At 75.0% G+C, this 23,297-nt stretch carries 16 protein-coding genes; 11 read left to right on the top strand and 5 right to left on the bottom strand.

What is annotated here, in order from left to right:
• Window positions 1-126: 126 nt before the first annotated feature.
• Entirely contained in the window at window positions 127-2,394 is a 2,268-nt protein-coding gene (glgX, locus tag IH54_RS0136240; RefSeq protein WP_052398252.1) for a glycogen debranching protein GlgX, read from the bottom strand.
• A 346-nt stretch (window positions 2,395-2,740) separates the two neighbouring features.
• Between glgX and IH54_RS40730 the strand changes: the two genes are divergently transcribed.
• The 10 genes from IH54_RS40730 to IH54_RS0136190 all read left to right on the top strand — a co-directional run bounded on the left by IH54_RS40730 (window position 2,741) and on the right by IH54_RS0136190 (window position 16,590).
• A complete protein-coding gene (locus IH54_RS40730; protein WP_052398248.1) occupies window positions 2,741-3,997 on the top strand; it encodes a CHAT domain-containing protein in 1,257 nt (418 codons plus the stop codon).
• A gap of 45 nt (window positions 3,998-4,042) precedes the next feature.
• The gene (locus IH54_RS0136230; protein ID WP_031525302.1) at window positions 4,043-4,354 is read left to right on the top strand and encodes a hypothetical protein; all 312 of its coding nucleotides are present in this window, start codon (window positions 4,043-4,045) and stop codon (window positions 4,352-4,354) included.
• On the top strand, window positions 4,351-4,965 hold the full coding sequence (locus IH54_RS0136225; protein WP_031525301.1) for a hypothetical protein: 615 nt from the start codon (window positions 4,351-4,353) through the stop codon (window positions 4,963-4,965). Before IH54_RS0136230 ends, IH54_RS0136225 begins: the two co-directional genes overlap by 4 nt.
• The gene (locus IH54_RS0136220) at window positions 4,962-10,136 is read left to right on the top strand and encodes a hypothetical protein (protein WP_031525300.1); all 5,175 of its coding nucleotides are present in this window, start codon (window positions 4,962-4,964) and stop codon (window positions 10,134-10,136) included. Before IH54_RS0136225 ends, IH54_RS0136220 begins: the two co-directional genes overlap by 4 nt.
• Window positions 10,137-10,197: 61 nt before the next feature.
• Complete coding sequence (locus IH54_RS0136215) at window positions 10,198-11,409, top strand: L,D-transpeptidase (protein ID WP_031525299.1); 1,212 nt, start codon at window positions 10,198-10,200, stop codon at window positions 11,407-11,409.
• Between the two features lie 488 nt (window positions 11,410-11,897).
• Window positions 11,898-13,127 carry a L,D-transpeptidase family protein gene (locus IH54_RS0136210; protein ID WP_107060353.1) on the top strand — a complete coding sequence of 410 codons (1,230 nt, stop codon included), beginning with the start codon at window positions 11,898-11,900 and terminating at the stop codon, window positions 13,125-13,127.
• A 37-nt stretch (window positions 13,128-13,164) separates the two neighbouring features.
• The gene (locus IH54_RS0136205; RefSeq protein ID WP_031525297.1) at window positions 13,165-13,932 is read left to right on the top strand and encodes an enoyl-CoA hydratase/isomerase family protein; all 768 of its coding nucleotides are present in this window, start codon (window positions 13,165-13,167) and stop codon (window positions 13,930-13,932) included.
• Window positions 13,933-14,221: 289 nt separating this feature from the next.
• Window positions 14,222-14,734: an ATP-binding protein gene (locus IH54_RS0136200; protein WP_031525296.1), complete on the top strand. Its 513-nt coding sequence runs from the start codon at window positions 14,222-14,224 to the stop codon at window positions 14,732-14,734.
• A 404-nt stretch (window positions 14,735-15,138) separates the two neighbouring features.
• A complete protein-coding gene (locus IH54_RS0136195) occupies window positions 15,139-15,579 on the top strand; it encodes an RNA polymerase sigma factor (RefSeq protein ID WP_078862787.1) in 441 nt (146 codons plus the stop codon).
• A 96-nt stretch (window positions 15,580-15,675) separates the two neighbouring features.
• A complete protein-coding gene (locus tag IH54_RS0136190) occupies window positions 15,676-16,590 on the top strand; it encodes an alpha/beta fold hydrolase (protein WP_052398247.1) in 915 nt (304 codons plus the stop codon).
• Between the two features lie 18 nt (window positions 16,591-16,608).
• Here the strand turns inward: IH54_RS0136190 and IH54_RS42165 are convergent, their stop codons facing one another.
• The 4 genes from IH54_RS42165 to IH54_RS0136170 all read right to left on the bottom strand — a co-directional run bounded on the left by IH54_RS42165 (window position 16,609) and on the right by IH54_RS0136170 (window position 21,351).
• Window positions 16,609-17,118, bottom strand: a complete 510-nt coding sequence (locus IH54_RS42165) for a hypothetical protein (RefSeq protein ID WP_159012283.1) — start codon at window positions 17,116-17,118, stop codon at window positions 16,609-16,611.
• Entirely contained in the window at window positions 17,115-17,681 is a 567-nt protein-coding gene (locus tag IH54_RS0136180; protein WP_078862784.1) for an RNA polymerase sigma factor, read from the bottom strand. Before IH54_RS0136180 ends, IH54_RS42165 begins: the two co-directional genes overlap by 4 nt.
• A 169-nt stretch (window positions 17,682-17,850) precedes the next feature.
• Window positions 17,851-20,235: an endonuclease/exonuclease/phosphatase family protein gene (locus tag IH54_RS0136175; protein WP_052398249.1), complete on the bottom strand. Its 2,385-nt coding sequence runs from the start codon at window positions 20,233-20,235 to the stop codon at window positions 17,851-17,853.
• Between the two features lie 441 nt (window positions 20,236-20,676).
• A complete protein-coding gene (locus IH54_RS0136170) occupies window positions 20,677-21,351 on the bottom strand; it encodes a TetR/AcrR family transcriptional regulator (RefSeq protein WP_052398245.1) in 675 nt (224 codons plus the stop codon).
• A 153-nt stretch (window positions 21,352-21,504) separates the two neighbouring features.
• Here IH54_RS0136170 and IH54_RS0136165 point away from each other — a divergent pair, with 153 nt between their 5' ends.
• A complete protein-coding gene (locus IH54_RS0136165) occupies window positions 21,505-22,929 on the top strand; it encodes an MFS transporter (RefSeq protein WP_031525289.1) in 1,425 nt (474 codons plus the stop codon).
• Window positions 22,930-23,297 lie beyond the last annotated feature (368 nt).

Genomic DNA, 23,297 nt, shown 5'->3' with positions numbered 1-23,297 from the left:
GCGGGGGGGGGGGGCAGCCGCCACGTGTCGAGGCGGGCCGACCGGCCGGAGGAACGGCCGGGATCGCGCCCCGCCCTGCCTTCCCCGCCCTGCCTTCCCCGCCCGCCCGTCGCGCGCTCCGCGCCCTCAACTCCCCGACCGCACCGCGCGGTAGAGCCGTACCGAGCGCGGGCCGATGCCGACCGCCGTGCCCGCCGGGGTCGGCGGGGCGGGGGGCGGGGTGGACTGGGCCTCCAGGGCGGTGTCGAGGAGGAGTTCGTACGTGGTGGCCCAGGGCGGGCCGGGGAGGGTGAAGGAGGCGGCGAGATGGCCGGCGTGGACGACGAGGAGGAAGCTGTCGTCCACGACGGGCTCGCCGCGGGCGCCGCGGTGCGGGATGTCCGCGCCGGACAGGTACATGCCGAGGGTGGCGGAGCGCGCGAACCACTCCTCGTCGGTCAGCTCGCCGCCGTGCGCGCCGAACCACGCGACGTCCCGCAGCCCTTCGGGGGTCTGTGCCAGGCCGGAGAAGAAGCCGCCGCTGCGCAGCACCGGGTGGGCGCGGCGCAGCGCGATGAGCCGCGCGGCCAGGTCGCGCAGCGCGGCCCAGCCGGGGTCGTCGAGCAGCGACCAGTCCACCCAGCTCGTCTCGTTGTCCTGGCAGTAGGCGTTGTTGTTGCCGCCCTGCGTGCGGCCCATCTCGTCGCCCGCGACCAGCATCGGCACCCCGGTCGACAGCAGCAGCGTCGCGAGCAGGTTGCGCGCCTGCCGCCGCCGCAGGGCGGCGATGTCCGGGTCGTCCGTCTCGCCCTCGGCGCCGCAGTTCCACGAGCGGTTGTCGGGGGAGCCGTCCCGGCCGTCCTCGCCGTTGGCCCCGTTGTGCCGGTCCTGGTAGCTGACGAGGTCGCGCAGCGTGTAGCCGTCGTGCGCCGTCACGAAGTTGACCGAGGCGTACGGGCGGCGGCCGCCCCAGTCGTACAGGTCGCTGGAGCCGGACAGCCGGTAGCCCAGGTCGCGCACGTCGGCGGTCGCGCCGCGCCAGAAGTCCCGGACGGTGTCCCGGTAGCGGTCGTTCCACTCCGTCCACAGCGGCGGGAAGGCGCCCACCTGGTAGCCGCCCGAGCCGACGTCCCACGGTTCGGCGATGAGCTTGACCCGGCGCAGCACCGGGTCCTGGGCGATGACGGCGAGGAAGGGGGAGAGCATGTCGACGTCGTGCATGGAGCGGGCCAGCGCCGCCGCGAGGTCGAAGCGGAAGCCGTCGACGCCCATCTCGGTCACCCAGTAGCGCAGCGAGTCGGTGATCAGCCGCAGCACGTGCGGCTGCATCACCGCGAGGGTGTTGCCGCAGCCGGTGTAGTCGGCGTAGCCGCGCGGGTCGGGGCCGAGCCGGTAGTAGCCGCGGTTGTCGATGCCGCGCAGCGACAGCGTCGGGCCGCCCTGGCCGCCCTCGGCGGTGTGGTTGTAGACGACGTCGAGGATCACCTCGATGCCGGCCGCGTGCAGCGCCCGCACCATCGCCTTGAACTCCCCGACCTGCCCGCCGCCCGAGCCGCTCGCACTGTAGTCGGCGTGCGGTGCGAAGTAGCCGATCGAGTTGTAGCCCCAGTAGTTGGTCAGGCCGCGCCGCTCCAGGTGCTCCTCGTGCGCGAACTGGTGGACGGGCAGCAGCTCGACGGCCGTCACGCCCAGCGAGGTGAGATGGGCGAGGGCCGCGGGGTGCGCCAAACCGGCGTAGGTGCCGCGCAGCTCGGGCGGCACGCCGGGGTGGCGGCGGGTGAAGCCGCGTACGTGGAGCTCGTAGATGACGGTGTCCGCCCACGGGGTCTTGGGGCGGTGGTCGTCCTGCCACCCGTCCGCCTCGGCCCAGTCGTCCACCACCACGCCCTTGGGCACGAAGGGCGCCGAGTCGCGGTCGTCGCGCACGGTGTCGGCGGCGTCCGGCTCGGGCCAGTCGCGCACGTGCCCGTACACCTCGGGGACGAGCCGGAAGCCGCCGTCCACCGCGCGGGCGTACGGGTCGAGCAGCAGCTTCGCCGGATTCCAGCGGGCCCCCGTCCACGGGTCCCAGCGGCCGCCGACCCGGAAGCCGTAGCGCTGCCCGGGCAGCACGCCGGGCACGAAGCCGTGCCACACCTCGTGCGTCAGCTCGGCCAGCGGGATGCGCCGTTCGGTGCCGTCGGCGGCGAAGAGGCACACCTCGACCGACTCCGCGCCGCCCGCCCACAGCGCGAAGTTGGTGCCCGCCTGCCCGTCGGGCCCGGCGCGGAAGCGGGCCCCCAGCGGCTCGGGCGACCCGGGCCACACCTCGGCCGCCGGCGCCGCGGGGACGCGGCCCGGGGGCGCCGCTGCGGCGTGCCCGTTGCCCCCGCTGCCGCCGTCCCCGTCCCTGCTGCCGCGGCGCGGCGCGGGCAGCGGAAGGCCGCGCGCCCACCCGGGCACCCCGGATTCGCGTGTCTCCGACACGTACGCCCTCCCACGGCTCGGGCACGGCGGCGGCCCGCAGGCTGCCCGGCGGATCCCCGCGGCGTCGCCTGCCCCGCGCGGATCCGCACGGTACCCGCGCACCGGGCGTCCCGTGCCCGGCGGCCTGCCGTGTCCCTGCCCTCTTCCTTCCCCCCGCGCGGCCCGGTCTCACCCCCGGCGCGCCCTGGCGCGGCACCGCGCCGCGCGGTCCGGTGGCATTCCGGTGGCATTCCGTCGGGATTCCGGTCTTTCCGGGGCTTACCGGCCACCGGTTCCCCCGGCTACATTTGGCGCCATGTCAGCTGAGCCGCCGGGCCGCCGCGGCAGCGCCGTCGACCGGCAGCTCGCGCGGGCGCGGGAGTGGGACGAGCTGGTCGCGCGCGTCCGCTCGCTCGGGCCCGGCTTCGCGGACTTCCTCCGGCCGCCGCGGCTGGAGTCCTTGCTCCCCGCCGTCGGCACGGGCACCCTGGCGATGGTCAACGTCACCGGCCGGCGCTGCGACGCCCTGCTCGTCGAGGCGTCCGGCGTGCGCACGCTCCCGCTGCCGGACCTGGACGCACAGGAGGTGGGCGAGCGGGTGGCCGGCCACATCGGCCGGCTGGGCGAGGTGGACGACGCCGCCGCACGCGTCCGCCGCACCGAGCGGCGGGCCCTGGCCCGCCCGTCCTTCGGCAGCTTCCACGACCACCACACCGCCAAGCGGCAACTGCGCGCGGCCGAGGAGGACCTGGACGCCCGGTTGCTGGACGACCTGCGCTGGCTGTGGGAGGCCGTGGCCGCGCCGGTGCTGCGCGCGGCGGCCTCGCATCGCGTCTGGTGGTGCCCGACCGGTCCGCTCGGCTTCCTGCCGCTGCACGCCGCCGGGCACCACGACGGCAGCGGCCGCAGCGTGCTCGACCGCGCCGTCCCGTCGTCGGTGCCCACGCTGCGGGCGCTGGCCCGCGCCCGTACCGAACCGTCCGGCGGCGCCGACCGGATGCTGGCCGTCGCCCCCGCAGCCGACCCGCCGCTCCCCCAGGCCGCGGCCGAACTCGATCTGCTGCGGCGGCTGTTGCCGCCGGACCGGCTCACCGTCGTCGAGGGCGCGGACGCCACCCGCGAGCGCGTCCTGTGCGAGCTGCGCGACCACCGCTGGGCCCACTTCAGCTGCCACGGGCGGCAGAGCCTGCTCGACCCCTCGCACGGCGGCCTGCTGCTCGCCGACGGAGTCCTCACCGTCGCCGAACTCGGCGCGCACCGCTTCGACGGCGGCTTCGCCTTCCTGTCGGCCTGCATGACCGCGACCGGCGGGATCGAGCTCGCCGACGAGGTCGTCACCCTCGGCGCCGGGCTGCACTACGCCGGATTCCGGCACGTCCTGGCGACCTTGTGGTCCGTGGACGCCGAGGCCGCGTCCGCCTTCGCCGCCGAACTCTTCCCCGCGCTCGTCACCGCGGGCCGCCTCGACCCCGCCCGTACCGCGGACGCCGCGGCCGGTGCGCTGCGCCGGCTGCGCGACGCGGAACCGGAACGCCCCAGCCGCTGGGCGGCCTTCACCCACACCGGCCCCTGACCGGCCCCCAGCGCGCACCAGCCGAGAGCAGAAGGAGGCGCCCCCTTGTGTGAGGCGTACGACGAGACGACCCACGACGACTACGCGCGGGACGCCGCCGTGACCTTCGCCGCCACCGAGATACGCCCCGGCACGGTCGAACTGGCCGGTCCCTGCCCGCGCTGCCGCGGGCTGATGTACGTCCCCGTGGTCACCGGCACGTACAAGAGCCTGCCGCTCTTCCGCCGGACGGCCGCCCCCGCGCCCGCCGAGCGTGTCGAACCGGTCATCTGCACGTGCGAGGGCGAGCACCCCGGCAGCCCGGAAGGCAGCGTCGGCTGCGGCGCGTACTGGCTGCTGCGGCTCACCGCGTCATGAGCGCCCCGCTGCGGCCCGGACCCCCCGCCGGGCCCGCCGACGCCGCCCGCGCCCGCAACCGGCACCAGGCCCTGCGCGAGGAGTTGCCCCGGGTCCGCGCGGCGGCCGCCGCCTGGCGCAACGGGCTCGCCGGGCTGCTCGCCGCCCTGGTCGGCTTCGGCCTCGTCAAGGGGCGCACCGAGATCGACAAGGTCGCCCCACCCTGGCACGTCGTCATCGGCGTGCTGCTGCTCCTTGCCCTGCTGGCCGGTGCGGCGGGCGGCCTGTGCCTGCTGCGCGCGGCCAACGGCCCGCCCCGACTCACCCCGCCCGCCGCGGGCAGCCCGCTCACCCAGGACCACGCGCGGGCCGTCGCCGCCCTCGCCGACCTGCGGCGCGGCATCGCCGGGTCGGTGGCCTGCGCCGCCTTCCTGGTCCTGGCGGTCGGCACCACCTGGTACGGCCCGCCGAAGCAACCGCCGCAGCTGCGCGTCCAGTTGCCGGGCGCGACGCTGTGCGGGAGCAGTGAGGGCGTCGCCCGCGGCACCCTCACCCTGCACACCGCCGCCGGCGACGCGGCGGTGGAGCTGGCGCGGGTCCTCACCGTCCAGCCGGTCGAGGAGTGCCCGTGACCACGGACGACGCGGCCGGCACCGCCGCCGGTGAGGACACCGGCGCGGGCACGGACCTGCTGGTCCCGCTCGTCGAGAAGGTGGCCGCGCTGCACCGCGAAGGGCGGCTGGCCGAGGCCGTCGACCTCATGCGGGACGTCGTCCGCCGCCGCCTCCCGGAGCGCGACCCGCTCGACTCCGCCAACCTCGGCTTCCTGCTCCAGCAGACGTGGGACACCACGCGGGAGCCGGACACCCTGCGGGAGGCGATCGTGCACGCCACCCACGGGCTCGACGCCTTCGAGGGGGAGGAGCTCGACCGCAGGCGCGACCGGCTGCGGCAGTCGTGGCGGCTGCTGCACGGCACGGCCGGGGACGATCCCGGGGTGTTACGCGATCTGCCGTACGTGCCGGGGCTGCTGGCCCCGGCGGGTCCAGCCGGGGCCCGGACACGGATCCGTGCCAGGAGCGGGGAGCGCGAGCGCCTCCTCCACCACCGGCAGATCCTGGCCGACCTCTTCTGGCTCACCGGCGGGCCGGACGCCGGGGCCGATCTCGTGGACGTCTGCCGGGCGCTGTGCGCGCCGCCGTACGGCAGGCGGGCCGAACGCGACGAGGACACCGCACTCCTCGCTGTCGCCCTGAGCGACGTGCACGACGCCACCGGCGACGCGGCCGCGCGGGACGAGGCGATCACCCTGCTGACGGCGCTCCACGAGAGCCCCGCCGAACCCCGCCTGCGGGCGATGTACGCGGCCGAACTCGCCCCATTGCTGGACAGCCGCTCCGCCGCCACCGGCGACCCGGCGGAGACGGAGCAGGCCGTCGCCCTGCTCGAACGCGCCGCCGAGGAGGCCGCGCCCGAGCACCGCGGCCGGCTGCACCGGCACCGCGGCGACCTGCTGTCCGGCCTGGCACGCCGGACCGGCGCGTACGCACCGCTGCCCGAGGCCGCCGCGGCGTACCGGGCCGCCCTGCCCGCGCTCGACCCGGCCGAGCGGCCCGCGTGCACCGCCGCGCTCGCCGCCACCCTGATGCACGCCGCGATACGCACCCGGTCGCAGGAGCAGGTCGACGAGGCGGCGGAGCTCGCCCGTGCCGAGGTCGCCCGCGCCCCGCACCGGGCGTCCGTCGAACAGGCCCTGTGGCACACCCTGCTGCGATCGGTCGACGACGCTCCCACGACGCCCGGGCACTGCCTCGCCCTTGCCGCCCTGGCCCGCGAGGAGCTGACCCGCCCCGGCGACGGCGGCATCACCGCGCTGCGCTGGGACCGGCTCGGCCGGATCCTGACCGAGGCCGCGAGCCTCACCGGGGAGGAGGCCCACCTGGACGAGGCGGTCGCCGCCGGGCGCACCGCCCTGGGCCTGCTGCCGCCGGGCGACGGGCGCGCCCCCTTCGAGGCCAACCTCGCCCACGCCCTGCACGACGCCGGGTCCAGGAGGCGGGACCGCGCGGCGCTGTCCGAGGCCGCGGACCTGCTGCGCCGCGCCCTGTCCCGTACCGCGCCCGACGACCCGGACCACCCGCGGATGCGCGGCGACCTCGCCGGGACGCTGCTGGTCATGAACGAGCTGGAGCCCGAACCCGGCCTGCTGGACGAGGCGTTCGACCACGCCCGCGCCGCCGCCGACGCGGGCGACGGCGCGACCGATCCGCTGCTCACCCTCGCCGGCGCGCTGCACCAGCGCGCCGAGCACGCCGACGACCCGCAGGCCGCCGACCTCGCCGTCGACGGCTACCGGCAGGCCCTCGCCCGGCCCCTCGACCCCGTCCGCCGCGCCGCGGTCCTGGCCAACTACGGCAGGGTGCTGCACCTTCGCGCCGAACGCCCGGACGCCGCCACCGCACCCGCCGACCTGCGCGCCGCCGTCGACGCCCTCACCGAAGCGGTGGCCCTCGCCCCCGACGGGCATCCCGACCTGCTGCACGCCACGCTCTCCCGCCTCCTCGTCGTCTGCGCCACCCTGCTCGGCCACGACGACGGCGACCCCCACCTCGACCTGGCCCTCCCCGCCTGGCAGCGCGTGCTCGACCGGGCCACGGCGCACGGCTGGACGGAGATCTCCGTCGCGACCCGGCAGGCCTCGCACCACGCCCTCATGGCCCGCTACCACCGCCACCACCGGCGCGACGACCTCCAGCAGGCCCTCGCGCACCTGGAGGCCGCACTCGACGCCGCGGGCCCCGGCGCCCCCGACCGCGCGGACATGCTGACGTCCCTCGGCCTCGGCCACCGGATACGGTTCGGCTTCACAAGGGCCCTCGCGGACCTGGACCGCGCGGTCGAGGCCGGCACCGAGGGCCTCGACGCGACCGGCCCCGACGACCCCGGCCGCGCCCACCGGCTCGCGCACCTGTCGGCCCACCACCGCGAGCGCTACGCGGAGACGGGCGCGCCCGCCGACCTGGCGAGCGCCGTCGACCTCGCCACCGCCGCGCTGGAACTCGACCCCGGCGGCCACGCCACCCGCACCCACCTCGCCGCGGCCCTCACCGAGCGCTTCCAGGCGACCCGCGACGTCGCCGACCTCTCGCGCGCCGTCGACCTCTACCGCGCCGTCCGCGACGACTACGCCGCGGCACCGGACGCGGCGCACGGCGACGGCTCCGAGGTGGAGACGGCGACGCTGCTCAACAACCTGGCCGGCGTCCTCCTCACCCGCTACCGGCTCTTCGCGGTCCCCGCCGACCTGGACGAGGGGATCGAGGCCTTCACCACCGTCCTGCAGCTCACCCCGCGCACCCACCACTCGTACACCTCCCGGCTGGTCAACGTGGCGCAGGCCCGGCTGGACCGCGCCAACGCCGAGCACGGGTCGTACCCCGGCGCCGGGCGGCCGAGCCCCGAGGCCGACCTGGCGGTGGCGGTCGGCTACCTGGAGACCGCCGTCGAGGAGCTGCCGCCCGGCAGCTCCCAGCACCGCAAGGCCGTCGCCGCACTGCTCGGGGCGCACATGGTCGGCGAGCGGCGGGATCCGGCGGCGTTCGACGCCGTGCTCGCCCGCGTGCTGGCCCTCGTCGACGACCCGGAGGCGGCGGGGCCGCAGTGGACGCACATGGCCCACAACGCGGCCCTCGCGCTGGCCGACCGCTGGGAGCGCACCGGCGCCGCCCCCGACCTGGACCGGGCGGTCGAGATCTTCCGCGTCTGCGCGGGCCGGGGCGGGGCCGAATCGGTCCTGTCCGCCCTCCAGTTGGGGACCTGCCTCGCCCATCGCGTCGCGGCCGGCGAGCGGCCGGGGGACCGGGCGGAGGCCGTGCGGGTGCTGTACGGGCTGGCGTCCGACACCACCGCCCCGGCCAGGGTGCGCTACCGGTCCGTACGGGTCTGGCTCGCGGTCGCCGACCGGGAGGACGGCCGGGCGACCCTCGACGGCTGCCGGCTGCTGCTCGAACTGCTCGCCCTGGCGGCCTGGCCCGGTTCCCCGCGCGAGGCCCAGGAGTCCTGGCTCGCAGGGGAGGGCGGTGTACCGGCGGAAACGGCCCGGCTGGCCCTCGACGCGGGCGAACCCGCCGCGGCGGTGGAATTCCTGGAGCAGGGCCGGGCCGTGCTGTGGTCCCGGGCCCTCGACCTGCGCTCCGACCTGGCCGAGGTCGCCGCCGCCGACGCGGACCTCGCCGGCCGGCTGCTGGCCGTACGCGACGAGCTGGAGGCGCTCGCCGCAGCCTCCACCGAGGACGTCGCGCCGGACGCCGCGGAAGCCGCACCAGGCCCGGACCCGGACCCCGACCTGCTGGCGGAACTGGCGCGCGCCGTGGAGCTGCGCGAGGCGGGGGACGTCGACGGCATGCTCGCGGTGCTGGACGAACTGGCCGAGGCGGACGACCCGTGGATCGTCGCAGCGGCCGAGACGGGCCGCGGCCTGGCGTTCCGGGACGCCGGCGCCTCGGACGAGGCCAGGACCGCCTTCGCCCGCGCCGCCGCCACCGGCGTGGGCCACGCCGCAGCCGCCGCGGTCGCGCTCGGCGACCTGCTGCTGGACGCGTGGGACCTGGCCGGCGCCCGCGCCGCCTACGAGCGTGCGGCCGACCTCGGCGACGCCGACGCGGCCGGGCGGCTGGACCTCGTCGCCACTGCCGAGGAACGCCGGTCCGAGGCGGCCCGCCTCACCAACTCCCTTGTCGCGGGCGGCGACGCGGAGGCGATGCTGCACGGCGTCGCCCGGCTCTACGAGGACGCCGAGTACGCCGAGGCGCGGATCCTCGCCGAACTCCTCATGCGCTGGACCGACGAGGCGGGGCAGGTCGCGGTCGGCGGCATCGTCGGCATCGTCCGGGCCCAGGCGGGCGACGTGGCGGGCGCGCGGGAAGCGCTGGAGCGGGCCCTCGACGGCCCCGGCGCCCCGATGGCGGCGCTCGTCCTGGGCGACCTGCTGGTCTGCGAGTTCACCCCCGGCGAGGCCCGCGCCGCCTACCGGCACGCGCTGGAGTGTCCCGAGCCCGGGATCGCGGCGCAGGCCCGCGCCCGGCTGGCAGCACTGGAACCGCCCGCGCCCGCCACCGGGCCGCAGCCGCCGCCGTTCGACTTCGCGCGGCACTTCGGCCACCACCTGCCCGAGGCCGAGGGCGTCGCGGCGCTGCGGGCCGCCCAGGCAGCGGGCGACACGCGCGCCCGCACCCAGCTCCATCTGGCCCTGCTGCTCCCCGACGAGCGGAGCGCCGACGTCTTCCGCCGGGCGGTCGCCCTCGCGGGCCCGGACGACGGCGCGCTGCTGCTCTTCTGCCGGGCCGTGCTCCGCAGGGCCCGCGGCGACGCGGCAGGAGCCGGTGCGGCCTACGAAGCCGCCCACCGCAAGGCCCTCGACGCAGCCGACGCCGAGCTGGCGTGCCTGGCGGCGGTGCACCTGGCGCAGGTGCGCGCCGCCCTGGACGACGTCCCGGGCGCGACGGCCGCCTACCGGCTCGCCGTCCAGGCCGGCCACCCGCACCTGTCGCCCCCGGCGGCCTTCGACCTCGCCGGTTTCCTCGACGCCCGCGGCGACCCCGCGGGCGCCGCGGAGGCCTACCGCTCCGTCCTCGCGACCGGCCACCCCGTGCAGAGCGGTATGGCGGCCGTCAACCTCGGCGGCCTGCTGCTGCGCGAGGGCGACCTCGAGGGCGCCCGCGCCGCCTACGTCCACGCGCTGAACGGCCCCTGGCCCGACGCGGCCGAGCGCGCCCGCGACGTGCTGGCCCGGCTGCCCGGCTGACGGCGTTCCCGTGACCGGGTGGCCCGGCGTTTCCCCGGCGGCGGTGCGTCGTTGACGGTGCGTGAGAGAAGCAGTGCGGCGCGCGGTGCGCGCGGGTGCGGGGGTGCTACTGGGCGCGGTGCTCGCCGTGGGCTGCGGGGCGGGCGGTGGCGGCGGCCCGGACGGGAAGGGGGATGCGGCGGGCGGGGCCGGCGCGCGGGTTTCGCGGGCGGTCATCAGCGTCGAGCCCGGGGACGGGGCACGGGACGTCGCCGCGCAGGGCGCGCTCGCGGTGCGCGTCGCGCAGGGCACGCTCACCGAGGTCGGGGTGCGGGCGGCGGACGGCACGCCGGTGCCGGGACGGCTCGCGGCGGACCGGCGCAGCTGGCGGCCGGACGGGAAGCTCGCGCTGGCCACGCAGTACACGGTGGACGCGCTCGCCAAGGACGGGCAGGGCCGGGAGGCCGCCAAGCACACCGCCTTCACCACGCTGGTGCCGCAGCACACCGTGATCGGCTTCTTCAGCCCGGAGGAGGGCAGCACGGTCGGCGACGCCATGATCGTCTCGCTGACCTTCAGCCGCCCGGTCGCCGACCGGGCCGCGGTCGAGCGCGCGGTGACCGTCACCGCGCAGCCCGCCGTACGGGTCGTCGGCCACTGGTTCGGCGACCAGCGCCTCGACCTGCGCCCCGCCGGGTACTGGGCGCCCGGCTCCCGTGTCACGCTGCACCTGCGGCTGCGGGACGTGGAGGCGGCGCCCGGCGTCTACGGCACGCAGTCCAAGGACGTGCACTTCACGATCGGGCGCGACCAGCGCAGCACAGTGGACGCGGCCTCCCACACCATGACCGTCCGGCGCGACGGCCGGGTGGTGCGCAGCCTGGACGTCTCCGCCGGGGCACCCGGGCACACCACGTACAACGGGGTCATGGTGATCGCCCAGAAGTTCGCGGTGACCCGGATGGACAGCCGCACCGTCGGTTTCGGCGGCGAGTACGACATCCCCGACGTCCCGCACGCGATGCGGCTCACCCGGTCGGGCACGTTCGTGCACGGCAACTACTGGTCCGCGCCGGACGTCTTCGGCCGCACCAACGTCAGCCACGGCTGCATCGGGCTGCTCGACACCAAGGGCGGCGGCTCCGGCACCCCGGCGGGCTGGTTCTACGACCACTCGCTCGTCGGCGACCCGATCCGGGTGGTGAATTCCCATGACGGAACGGTCGCGCCGGACAACGGAATGGGCGGCTGGAATCTCGACTGGCGGCAATGGGTGGCCGGTTCGGCACTCTGAGTGCGCGGGCAATTGTGCAGGTCACCTCCCCCGGACATGTGCCCGCGCGCGCATTCCGGTGAAGGGCCTGTGAATTGTTGCGGCAATGCTGTGAACTCACCCGTACGGGAACCGAATCGCTCTCCCGTGCGTCCGTCTTCACGACCGCCTCCGGCAACCGCACCCGTGTGCGGTCCCGGTTCGCGCGGTGGATACGCCTGCACGACAGCAAGGAGTGAGTTCGATGTCCTGCGCCAACCCGGACTGCCGGAAGATGGGATGCAGCACCGACCCGAAGCCGCGGCCGTCGTCACGGCCCGGTACCCCACGCAAGTAGCGCGCTGCGGCGCCCGCCGCCCGCACCCGGCAGGACCCGCGGCGATCTGGGACGCAACGGTGACAATCCCGGGCCGCTCAGAACCCCCGTGGTGTGGTTTTCTTGCGCCAGCCGGGGAGGTCCGGGGCTGAGGTGCGGGAAGCGGGCAAGGGGAGAGACGGACGTGAAGCCGATAGGCGTGGCGCCTGGGGTCAGAAGGAAGATATCCGCGCTGGTGCTGGGAGCCGCGCTGCTCGCGGCGGCCGCGTGCGGGGGCGGCGGGGGCGGTGACGACTCCGCGTCCGGCCCGTCCAAACCGGCCGTGTCGGCCACGGCCGGCGGTTCGGCGGACACCGCGCCCTCGACCGCGGTCGTCACCATCACCCCGAAGGACGGCGCCGACGGCGTCGCCACCACCGGCGAGCTGAAGGTCTCCGCGAGCGGCGGCAAGCTGTCCACCGTCGTCGTCAAGGACGACAAGGGTGCCGAGGTGCCCGGCGAGATCAGCGCCGACGGGCTGGGCTGGTCGCCCACCGGCCATCTGGACACCTCGACGCAGTATTCCGTCGACGCGACCGCCAAGGACGCCGAGGGCCGCGAGTCCGACAAGCACGCGACCTTCACCACGGTGACCCCCAAGGACACCTTCGTCGGCTACTTCACGCCCGAGGACGGCTCGACCGTCGGCGTCGGCATGGAGGTCTACCTCCACTTCAGCCACCCGATCACGCACAAGAAGGCCGTCGAGGCCGGCGTGACGGTCTCCGCGTCGCCGTCCGTCGAGGTCGCCTCGCGCTGGTACGGCAACCAGGACCTCTACATCCGCCCGGCCGACTACTGGACGCCCGGCACCAAGGTCACGCTGGGCCTGGACCTCAAGGGCGTCGAGGGCGCCGCCGGGGTCTACGGCAAGCAGCAGAAGTCCGTGCACTTCACCATCGGCCGCCGCCAGGTGAGCATCGTGGACGCCGCCAAGCACAAGATGACCGTCTACCGCGACAACAAGGTGATCAAGACCGTCCCGATCTCCTCCGGGGCGCCCGAGCACACCACGTACAACGGCAAGATGGTGATCTCCGAGAAGTACGTCACCACCCGGATGAACGGCGACACGGTCGGCTTCGGCGGGGAGTACGACATCAAGGACGTGCCGCACGCGATGCGGCTCACCACCTCGGGCACCTTCATCCACGGCAACTACTGGGCCGCGAACTCGGTCTTCGGGCACAGCAACACCAGCCACGGCTGCGTCGGCCTGCACGACGTGCGCGGCGCGCACGACCCGGACACCCCCGCGGCGTGGTTCTACAACAGCTCGATCATCGGCGACGTCGTCGAGGTCGTGCACTCCAAGGACAAGACCGTGCAGTGGTACAACGGCCTGAACGGCTGGAACATGCCGTGGGAGCAGTGGAAGGCCTGACGCGGCCCGACCGGGCGGGCGCCGTAGTCTCGCCGTCATGACTGTGACCTTCGAAGTCGACGACGGCGTCGGCACCGTGACGCTCGCCCGGCCTCCCATGAACGCGCTCGACAGCGCCGTGCAGGACCGCCTCGCGGAGATCGCCCGCGAGGCGTCCGCGCGGTCCGACGTGCGGGCGCTGGTGCTGTGGGGCGGCGAGAAGGTCTTCGCGGCGGGCGCCGACATCAAGGAGATGCAGGACATGTCCTACGAGGACATGGCGCTGCGCTCCGGCCCGCTCCAGGAGGCCTTCACCGCGGTCGCCCGCATCCCCAAGCCGGTGGTGGCCGCCGTGACCGGCTACGCGCTCGGCGGCGGCTGCGAGCTGGCGCTGTGCGCGGACGTGCGGATCGCCGCCGAGGACGCCAGGCTCGGGCAGCCGGAGATCCTGCTGGGCCTCATCCCGGGCGCCGGCGGCACCCAGCGGCTCGCCCGGCTCGTCGGCCCCTCCCGGGCCAAGGACCTGATCTTCACCGGCCGCATGGTGGGCGCCGCCGAGGCGCTCGCGATCGGCCTGGTCGACAAGGTGGTGCCGGCCGCCGAGGTGTACGGGACCGCGCACGCCTGGGCGGCGCGGCTGGCGCGCGGGCCGGCGCTCGCGCTGCGGGCGGCCAAGCAGGCGGTGGACGCGGGGTTGGAGACCGACCTCGACAGCGGCCTGGCACTGGAACGCGCGCTCTTCACGGGCCTGTTCGCGACCCGGGACCGGGAGACCGGGATGCGCAGCTTCGTCGAGCAGGGGCCGGGGAAAGCACAATTCCGCTGAGGCGTTACCCGGTCCGGGTCTGTACGATTCTCGTACACTCACTCGAACATCGGTAGCCCGCCGGTGGCGGCCTTTCCTTAAGGCAGGCTTATGCCAACCTTAAGGGTTTTTGCGCCGCCACCGATCACCGGGAAGGTTGCATTCGGCAACGCCGCAGGTCGAATGGCGTGATTCCGGGGAATTCATGCCGGTGGAATATGCCGAAACACACGGGCGGAACGCCGCGTTCCTCCCGGGTAATTCGCCGGGATGGCACTCGCGGGGGCATCCGGGCGGCCATCATGAAGGCATGGCGGGCAGGGGTGGATCCGAGCGGCCGCAGCGGGTGGAGTCCGGTCCCGCGGCGGGCCCCTTACCCGTACTCGCGGGCGGGGCCGAGAGGGCGGAGGAGGCCGGCGCGCCGGTACTGCCGGCCGACCCCTCGCTGGCCGAGGTCCATCTGACCTCGCGGCCCGAGTCGGCGTCCACCGCACGCCGGATGGCGCTGGACGTGCTGTGCGGATGGGGCCTGGCGGCGTACGGCGAGACGGTCGAGCTGCTGGTCTCCGAGCTGGTCGGCAACGCGGTGCGGCACACCGGGGCGCGCAGTTTCGGGATCCGCTTACGGCGGCGGCGCGGCTGGATCCGCGTCGAGGTGCGCGACCCCTCGCGGGCGCTGCCCTGCCTGCTCCCGGTGCGGGATCTGGACATCAGCGGGCGCGGCCTCTTCCTGGTCGACCACCTGTCCGACCGCTGGGGTGTCGACCTCCAGCCGCGCGGCAAGACCACCTGGTTCGAACTGCGGGTGCAGGACCGCGCGTGAACCCAACGTGAAGAGGCCCTTCGCGTCGGGGTAACGACAGCAGGAAGGGCCTCTTCATGACCGCCGCGGAGCAGGGGGGTGTGGTCCACGGCGCTTGTGGAACGGCCGGGCTCGGGTCGATCGGCCGTTGGACCGACTCTCGCACGCGGACCGCGGGCTGAGCAAGCACCTTTACGTGGCATATCGCCCAAATGGGACAGATTGCCGCTCATTTTGGGGGTGATGTGCGCCACCCACCTTGCAAACAGCGGAAAATTCGCCCTCCCGTCTTCCAATATTCCGTAGGGAGTGGGAACGGGAACCGGGGGAGGTGGTGACGGGTGGCGGAGGGGCACCGCGTGCCGGCCGAGCCGGCGGAGCTGGCCCGGCTCGTGCACGGCGCCCAGCGGGGCGACGCGCTCGCGATGGACGAGCTGCTCGGGATGCTCGCCCCCTACGTCGGCCGGATCTGCGGCGCGGTCGCCCTCCAGGACGGCGCGGACGCCACCCAGGAGGCGCTGCTGGCGGTCTTCCGCAACATCCGGCAGCTCCGGACGCCCGCGGCGCTGTTCGGCTGGGTCCGCGCCATCGCCGTCCGGGAGGCCGTACGGACCGCCGGGCAGCGCGCACGGACCGCCGCCGGGACCGGGACCGAGGACCTCCCCTCCGGAACCGACGCCGAACTGGCCACCGACATCGCGGACGTGCTGCACCGCCTGTCGCCCGAGCACCGTGCCGTCCTGACGCTGCGCCACATCGAGGGCCTGGACGAGCAGGAGGTCTCCCGCGCGCTGGGGCTGCCCGTCGGCACCGTCCGCTCCCGGCTCTTCCGGGCCCGCGCCTCCTTCCGCCGCGCCTGGCACTGAACTCGGGGGAACGTTCCGGGGCTCCGGCTCCTCCTGACGGGGCAGGAGAGAGGGCCGTACCGGACCGGCGGTGGCCCTCGTGACCGAGGAGTCGAGATGACCAGCGACGTTTCCGCGGCGGGCACCGCGTGGCCGGGCCTGCCGGACATGCCCGAGGTGCCCGGCGTCCGGCACCGCCTCGTCGAGGCCGGCGGCGTACGCCTGCACGTGGCGGAGGCCGGCGCGGGGGAGCCCGTCGTGCTGCTGCACGGCTTCCCGCAGCACTGGTACGGCTGGCGGCGGATCATCCCGCCGCTCGCCGCGCACCACCGGCTGATCTGCCTGGACCTGCGCGGCTTCGGCTGGTCCGACGCCCCGGCCCGCGGCTACGACACCGCCACCCGGGTCGCCGACGTGCTGGCCGTGATGGACGCCCTCGGGGTGCCGCGGGCCCGGCTGATCGCCCACGAGTTCGGGGCGTGGACGGGATTCATGGCGTGCCTGACCGCGCCCGGGCGCTTCAGCCACTTCCTGGCCCTGAACATCGTCCACCCCTGGCCGCTGCACCGCCGGATGCTGCCGCAGGCGTGGCGCTACTGGTACACCACGCCGCTGGAGCTGCCCTTCTGCGGCCGCACCGTGCTGCGCCGCCTCCCCGCCTTCACCCGCTACCTGCTGCGCAAGGGCCTCGCCGACCGGGACGCCCGGGAGCCCGCGGCGACCGAGGAGTTCGTCCGCTCCAGCGCGGAGCCGGACCGGGCGCGGGCGGCCGAGGCGATGTTCCGGCAGTACGCGGTGCGCGACATCCCGGGACTGGTGCGCGGCACGTACCGCGGGCTGCACCTGTCCACACCGACGGTGATCCTCTCCGGTGACCGGGACTTCGCGCTGCCGCCGAGCGTGCTGACCCACCCCGGCGGGCGGGCCGACGACCTGCGGATCGAGGTCGTGCCGGACTGCGGGCACTTCGTCCACGAGGAGCGGCCCGACGTGGTCGTGCGCACCGCCCTGGAGCTGTTCGCCCGCGGGTGACGCCCCCGCGGGCGGGGGTCAGGCGCCGCGCCGGGCCTCGGTACGGCGCCGGGCCCGCTCGATCATCTTCCGCCCGCGGTACGGCCCGAAGCCACGGGCGGCGAGCAGCGACACCGGGAGCAGGGCGCGGTGCCGGGCGGCCCCCAGCACGGCGAACCGGGTGCCGCCGTCCTCGGGCACCGCGGCCATCCCGCCCACCACACCCTTGCTCTGCATCAGGCACCAGCCGGGCCGCAGCACCACCTCGAAGTACGCACGGTGCCCCAGCGGCCCGTACGCCCAGGCCCCGGCGCGCTCGCCGGCGCCGTCCGCGCCCGCCGCACCCTCCGCGCCGCCGACGAGCCGGAACTCCCGGATCGTCGGCACCAGCCGGGGAAGCTCGTGCGGCAGGTCCGAGGCCATCGACCACACCTCGGCGAAGGGCGCGTCCACATGGTCCTCGGCGTACACGGCCGCGCGCAGGCCCGCGGCCATCACGCGCAGCCGCCGTACGGGGTCCAGGTCCACCGCGGGCCACGTGCTGTTCATCGGGTCCATGCCTTCCGGAAGCTGTTGCGGGCGCGGTGCAGCCGGGACTTGACCGTACCGCGGGAGACGTTCAGCACCTCGCCGGCGGCCTTCTCGTCCAGGCCCTCCAGTTCGCGGAGCACGAGGACCGCCCGGTGCTCCGGGGTCATCCGGCGCAGGACGTCGCGGACGTCGCCGGCCAACTCCGGGCCCGCCGCGGCCGGCAGGCCCTCGACGTGCTCCACCGGGGTCTCGCGCGCCGCGCGCCCGGCCACCCGCACCGCCTCCCGGACGGCGACGGTGCGCACCCACCCGTACAGCGCGAGCGGGTCGTCGAGCCCGCCGATGCCGCGGAAGACGGCGATGAGCGCCTCCTGGACGGCGTCGGGCGCGTCCCGTTGCGCGATCGGCGTGCACAGCCGGGTGACGTACGGGGTCAGCAGGTCCAGCAGGTCGCCCAGGGCCAGGGCGTCCCCGGCCTGGGCCGCCCGCACCAGCGGGGCGGCCGCGACCCACGGCCCGTCCCGGGGTTCTCGGGGCGGGTCCGGTGGCCGCAGCGGCGTCCGACGGCGTACCGGGGGCATGCGCGTTCCTCTCCTGGGCGGGATCGTCCCCCGGGAAAGAGGCGGGGGACGGCGCGGACAATCCCTCGGTGCCAAGACTTTTTCCGCGCTCCTCCCGGCGGTGGCCGGGAAAAGGGGGAGGGGGTGCGCGGGCCCCAGGCCCGCGCACCCCCTCCTTGCCCTGCCCGTACTACGGGCGCAGCCGGACGACCTGCGGGTCGTGGTCGCTGGTCTGGTTCGCGAACTCGGAGTTGATGTGGACGACGTCGTAGTCCACGTGCTTGGCCAGGTCCGGCGAGACCAGGATGTGGTCCAGCACCTGGGAGTTGCCCTCGTAGACGTAGGAGTAGCGCTCCTGCGCCGGGAGGGTGTTGACCAGGTCGGTCAGCACCGAGCCGTTGCCGGTCAGGCTCTGCACCGCGGGCGAGAACTGGTAGTCGTTGAGGTCGCCGAGGACGACGACGTCGGCCTTCTTGTCGGCGCTCTCCAGCTGCTGCACGAAGTCGTGCTCCAGGATCGCCTGTCGCACCCGCTGCACCTCGGAGCTGCGCACCGGGGGCTGGAAGCGCGAGTCGATGCCCTGGTCGCCGCCCTTGCTGTCGAAGTGGTTGGCGATGACGAAGAGTTTCTTGCCGCGGAAGGTGAACTGGCCCACCAGCGGCTTGCGGCTGCTGTTCCACGCCTGGTCGTTCGGGGCGATACGGCCCGGGGAGGCGGTCAGCGCGGTCGTGGAGCCGGTGCCGGTGATGCCGACCGCGGTGGTCGAGTCGCCGCCGGGGATGTCGGTGAAGCCGACGCGCTCCGGGTTGAACAGGAAGACCGAGCGGATGTTGCCGCCGGGCTGGCCGCCGTCCTTGTCGTTGACCGGGTCGATGCTGCGCCACTCGTAGCGCGGGCCGCCCGCCGCCACGATCGCGTCCGTCAGCTTCGTCAGCGTCTGGTCCGCGGCGACCGTGCCGTCGTCCGTGGCCCCGTTGTTGTCCTGGATCTCCTCCAGGGCGACGATGTCGGGGGAGCGCAGGCTGTGCACCAGGCCCTGGGCGAGCGCGTCGAACTTCGACTGCGGGTTGCCGGGCGCCAGGTTCTCCACGTTGTACGTGGCCACGGTCGCCTGGTCGGCGGAGGCCCTGGCGGTGACCTCGGGCGTGATGCCGCCGCTCTTCACCGTGCCCAGCTCGCGGGCCTGGACCGCGTACGTACCGGCGAACTGGTTGTAGTCCAGCGGGCCCGACGTCGTACCGCGCAGGGTGTCGCCGACGTTCGCGACCGGGAAGGGCGAGGTCGCGGTCGGGAGCAGCGACTGCACCATCAGGCGGCCGGAGTTGGGCTGGTCGTAGCCGGTGTAGAGGGTGCCGCCGCGCTTGGTCGGGTCCTGGTCGGGCTTGACGGTGACCCACAGCTCCGAGTACGGGTCGGTGGCGCCGACCACCCGGGTGTCCTTGATCTGGACGTTCATGCCCTCGAGCGAGGCGTACAGGTCGAGCGCGTAGTCCGCGGGGCGCAGCGGGAGGTCCTCGATGCTGCCGCCGCCGGCGCTCGGCACGAAGGCGTCGGGAACGTCCCTGTCGTCCAGCACGACCGGCGCGGGCAGCGCGTTTCCGGACGAGACCTTGGTGACGGTGGGCTTGGTGATCTCGGTGACCGCCTGCACGCCGGTGTCGGCGCCGCCCGGGTAGTACTGGGAGACCGTGCCGGCCACCGTGACGCTGTCGCCGACCGCGACGGTGGGGCTGGAGCTGGTGTAGACGAAGATGCCCTCGCTGGTGCGCGGGTCGGCGTCCGGCGTCGGGTCCTGCATCCAGAAGCCGCGCGAGGAGCCGTAGTCGCGCACGCCGGTGACGATGCCGGTCACGCCGGTCACCGCCTTGCCGGCCAGCGGGCTGTTGCGGGTGTCGCCCTGGATGTCGTGGATCTTCGCCTCGACGCCCGTCACCGGCGGGGTGGTCGGGGGAGTCGTCGGGGGCGTGGTGGGCGGGTCGGTCGGGCCGCCGCCCTGTCCGGCGGCCTGCGGGGTGGGTTCGCCCGCGGTGAAGTCGGCCGCGTTGTCGTCGGTGTCGGCCAGGCCCGCGCCGCGGGCGACCGACGCGGTGTTGCTCGCGCCCGCCGCGGCGCCGCTGCCCTCGTGGACGAGCGCGGTGCCGTAGCCGACCAGGTCCTTGACGCGCGGGTCGGCGGCGCAGTCCGCGGCCGTCAGGCAGGTCAGCGGGTCGGCGCCGGAGACCAGCGCGACGGTGCCGTTGGTGCCGGACATGTTGATGCCGCCGGTCACGTCGGCCGGCGGCACGGTGGTGCCGCCGGCGCCCGCCGCCTCCAGGACCAGGAAGTGGCCACCGCCGGCCAGCGTGCCGGTGAGCGGGGTGGCCTGCCACTTGGAGGTGGCGGAGGGCGTGCCGGGCAGGTACTGCACGCTGTAGCCGCTCAGGTCGACGGCCGCGCCGCCGGCGTTGGCCAGTTCGACGAAGTCGTTGGTGTACGTGGCGCCGGAGTTGCCGCCGCCCCCGTAGACCTCGGAGATCAGGGCGTCGGCCGAGGGCGCGGCGAAGGCGGCGTGCACGCCGACCCCGGCCAGCACCATCGCGCCGGCTATGCCGATCGGCAGGAAGCGCTTGCGGAAGCCGGCGGGCAGCTGCCCCGCCGGACGTGGTGACGTCTCGGTGGCCTCAGAGGGGTGCGACACCGGGGGGTATCTCCTTCGTGCGGAGCGGTCGTTGGTGACGGCGCGTCACCACGAGGCGGTACGCGCACGGTCGGGCCTCAAGATACGCGCGTAGACCCACCGGGGAAGGGGTTTTCCGGTGAATTCTGGGTTCCGCCCGCCTCTCCCGCGGCTTACCGTCCGATACGTCCGGCTCCGGGTACGTGACCGCGCGTCACGTACGCCCCAGGCGCCCCGGGGGCCGGCCGGCACCGGGCGGTGGGCGGCGGCTGCGGGCCGGCGGGGCGCGGGGGTCTTCGCGCGGGTGGCGGCTGCGGGCCGGCGGGGCGCGGGGGTCTCCGCGCGGGTGGCGGCTGCCGGTCAGCGGGACGCGGCGGTCTCCGCGCGGGCGGCGTCCCGGATGCCGCTCATGATCATCTCGATGCCGCGGTCGAAGTAGACCCCGGTGTCGGCGCATTCGGCCAGCGGCTCGGCGGCGGCGACGACGTGCGGGTAGCGGCGCGGGGAGAGTGCGAGCAGTGTCGCGCGCTTGGCGCGCACCGCGTCCTCGGCCTCCTCCGGGTCGGCGCCGGGCGGCGGCCCGGGAGCCACGATGGCCAGGGCGACCAGCGAGCCGAGTATGTGGCTCGCGGTCTCCGCGCAGTGCTCGATCGACATCCCGCCCTCCGCCATGAGGGCGAGCGACCGGTCGGTGATCTCCAGGCCGGCCTCGGTCGTGACCATGCCGCGGAACGCCAGGACGGCCGCGTTCGGGTGCGGGCGCAACGCCTCGGCGAAGGCCACGAGCACGTCCCGGAGCTGGTCGTACCAGGGTCGGTCGTCCGGCTCGGGCAGCGCCGCGCCGGACAGCAGCCGGTCGGCGAGGGCGAGCAGCAGGCCGTCCTTGTCGGGGAAGTGCCGGTAGAGCGCCATGGGGGTGACGTCGTGCTGCTGCGCGACCCGGCGGATGGTGACCGCTTCGAGCCCCTCGGCGTCCGCGACGGCGAGCGCGGTGGTCAGCAAGTCCTCGCGGTTCAAACGCTTCTGTGCGGCCATGTCCGCATCCGCACCTTTCGCTCGCAGATCCCCCGCTCGGCCGACAGCGTACACACGGCCTGTCCTCGCGCGGTTGTCTGCAGTGTAAGCGCGGTATGTATGGTTGTGCCGTAAGCATACGCTGTAAACATCCCTCCTTCCGAGGTAGCAACCATGCGACGCAGTCCCTGGGCCACCCTCGCGGTGCTGGCCCTCGCCCAGTTCATCGTGGTGCTCGACGTCACGATCGTGAATGTCGCCCTCCCGCACATCCAGACCGACCTCGGCTTCACCCCCGACGGCCTGCAATGGGTCATCAGCGCCTACACCCTGGTCTTCGGCGGCTTCCTGCTGCTCGGCGGGCGCGCAGCCGACCTGCTCGGCCCCCGCCGGATCTTCGTCGCCGGACTCGTGCTCTTCGGCGTCACCTCGCTGGCCGGGGGCCTGGCCGACTCTCCCGGCCTGCTCGTCGCCGCCCGCAGCGTCCAGGGCCTCGGCGGCGCGCTGCTCTCGCCCGCCGCGCTCGGCATCCTGACCGTGACCTTCCCGCACGGCAGGGAGCGCAACATCGCGATGGGCGTGTGGGGCGCCCTCGCCGGGCTGGGCGGCACCCTCGGCGTGGTGGCCGGCGGCTTCCTCGTCGACGCGCTGAGCTGGCGCTGGGTCTTCATCGTCAACGTCCCCCTGGTCGTCCTCCTGGTGGTCCTCACCCCGCTGTTCGTCCGCCCGATCCCGGCGCAGCGCGGCAACCGCTCCTTCGACCTGCTGGGCGCGGTGCTCGCCACCGGCGGTCTGCTCGGCGTCGTCTACGGCGTGGTGCGTGCCGAACCGCTCGGCTGGTCCTCCGCCGAGGTCGTCGGCTGCCTGGCCGGGGGCGTGGTGCTGCTGGCCGCCTTCCTCGCCGTCGAGACCCGCACCGACGCCCCGCTGGTGCCGATGCGGCTGCTGCGCTCGCGCAGCCTGAGCACCGCGGGCGGGACCATCGCGCTCAACGGCGCGGCCTTCCTGTCGATGTTCTTCCTGACCGCGATCTTCCTGCAGCAGGTGCGCGGCGACAGCGCGCTGCGCACCGGGGTGGAGTTCCTGCCGATGGGCGGCGCCGCGATCGTCTCCGCGGTCGTGGCCAGCCAGCTCGTCACGCGCTTCGGCACCCGCCCCATCCAGACGGCGGGCAGCGTGCTCGCGGTCGGCGGCCTGCTGCTGCTCTCACGGGCCGACGCCACCGGCGCGTACCTGAGCCAGATCGTGCCGGGAACGGTGCTGTTCGGCTTCGGCTTCATCGCGGTGGCCGTGCCCGCGCAGATCGCAGCGGTCGCCGAGGTGCGGCACGACGACGCGGGCGCCGCCTCCGGCGTCTTCACCGCCTTCCAGCAGGTCGGCGGCGCGATCGGGCTCGCCGTCGTCACGACGCTGGCCAACTCCCGCACCGCGCACGAACTGGCCTCCGGCGCCTCGCGGTCCGACGCGCTGGTGGCGGGCTTCCAGCGCGGCCTGCTGGTGGCGGCGGTCATCGCGGCCGGCACCTTCGCCGTCTCGCTGCTCTCGCCGCGGATCGAGCCGACCGCCGAGCAGGTCGCGGGCGCGGCGGCAGCGGCCTAGGCCGTGTCTGACAAGTCCCGTCTGCCTGGTGGTGTCCGGCACGCACGCTTTCCCCCTGCCTTCGGCGGGAGGTGCCCCCTGCGTTCTCTCCCCCTGGGCCTGGCGGTCCGGGAGGTGCCCCCACCCTCCGCCTTGCAATCCGGGGGTACCTCCCAGGCGAAGCTCTGGGGGAGCGCCGGACACCGCCGGCCCCGCCCTGCGGGCGGACGACGCCATTCGTCAGACACGACCTGGTGCTGTGACCGGGAGGGTTCACCGGCTTGCGGCGTCCGGCACGGCACCTCGCTGCGTTGCCGCATCGACCGAGTAGGCCCACTACGAGGCCGATCCGGCGCCTTGCGACGCACCGCACCGGACGCCGCAAGCTA

The sequence above is a fragment of the Streptomyces sp. NRRL F-5123 genome, assembly GCF_000721495.1.
Taxonomy (GTDB): Bacteria; Actinomycetota; Actinomycetes; order Streptomycetales; family Streptomycetaceae; genus Actinacidiphila.
The sequence above is the reverse complement of the archived record's forward strand: the minus strand, read 5'-3'. Positions and strand labels throughout refer to the sequence as shown.

Coding starts and splice junctions, on each gene's coding strand:
- IH54_RS0136205 (WP_031525297.1), top strand. CDS start 13,165: ATGACTGTGACCTTCGAAGTCGACGACGGCGTCGGCACCGTGACGCTC.
- IH54_RS0136225 (WP_031525301.1), top strand. CDS start 4,351: ATGAGCGCCCCGCTGCGGCCCGGACCCCCCGCCGGGCCCGCCGACGCC.
- IH54_RS0136190 (WP_052398247.1), top strand. CDS start 15,676: ATGACCAGCGACGTTTCCGCGGCGGGCACCGCGTGGCCGGGCCTGCCG.
- IH54_RS0136170 (WP_052398245.1), bottom strand. CDS start 21,351: ATGGCCGCACAGAAGCGTTTGAACCGCGAGGACTTGCTGACCACCGCG.
- IH54_RS42165 (WP_159012283.1), bottom strand. CDS start 17,118: ATGAACAGCACGTGGCCCGCGGTGGACCTGGACCCCGTACGGCGGCTG.
- IH54_RS0136165 (WP_031525289.1), top strand. CDS start 21,505: ATGCGACGCAGTCCCTGGGCCACCCTCGCGGTGCTGGCCCTCGCCCAG.
- IH54_RS0136195 (WP_078862787.1), top strand. CDS start 15,139: ATGGACGAGCTGCTCGGGATGCTCGCCCCCTACGTCGGCCGGATCTGC.
- IH54_RS0136175 (WP_052398249.1), bottom strand. CDS start 20,235: ATGGTGCTGGCCGGGGTCGGCGTGCACGCCGCCTTCGCCGCGCCCTCG.
- IH54_RS0136180 (WP_078862784.1), bottom strand. CDS start 17,681: ATGCCCCCGGTACGCCGTCGGACGCCGCTGCGGCCACCGGACCCGCCC.
- IH54_RS0136200 (WP_031525296.1), top strand. CDS start 14,222: ATGGCGGGCAGGGGTGGATCCGAGCGGCCGCAGCGGGTGGAGTCCGGT.
- IH54_RS40730 (WP_052398248.1), top strand. CDS start 2,741: ATGTCAGCTGAGCCGCCGGGCCGCCGCGGCAGCGCCGTCGACCGGCAG.